Annotated in this window: 1 protein-coding gene; it reads right to left on the bottom strand. The window is 46.9% G+C overall.

All coding sequences use genetic code 11. The annotated features are described in order from the left end of the window. The coding region (locus R7044_RS26170) for a solute carrier family 23 protein (protein ID WP_225456114.1) at positions 1-635 on the bottom strand (635 nt) is incomplete at both ends.

Genomic DNA, 635 nt, shown 5'->3' with positions numbered 1-635 from the left:
TGCCATTCTCATCCGTTAGACCGGCTTTTTGAGAAACACCAACGAGCGTACCAGCCGTATCAAATAAGTCGACGAACAAGAAAGCGAACACAACAGAGATCATGCCGACTTCAAATAGACCCGAGAAATCCAATTGTAAGAATGTTGGTGCGATACTTGGTGGTGTTGACATGACACCGTTCCATTGCACATCACCAAATAGAAGACCAAGCGCCGTCACACCCAAAATCGCGATCATCACCGCACCTTTCACACCACGGTGAACAAGCGCGATAGTAAGGAAGAAACCAATCGCCGCCAACACTGATGGCAATGACGTGATATCGCCCATTGAAACCAATGTCGCTGGGTTATCAACCACAATACCTGCGTTTTTAAGGGCGATAAACGCCAAGAAAAGGCCAATACCTGCAGAAATGCCGGTGCGAAGCGAATGCGGGATCGAGTTAATGATCCATTCACGACTCTTAAAAATGCTCAGCAGAATAAATAAAACACCAGAAACAAACACTGCAGCCAGCGCGACTTGCCATGTGTAACCCATGCCTAACACAACGGAATATGTGAAGAATGCGTTTAGACCCATGCCCGGAGCCTGAGCTATTGGGTAGTTTGCGACTAAACCCATAATGAAA

The organism is Vibrio sp. 1402, assembly GCF_033340275.1.
Note: the sequence above shows the minus strand (reverse complement) of the source record. Positions and strands in the feature narration are given on the sequence as shown.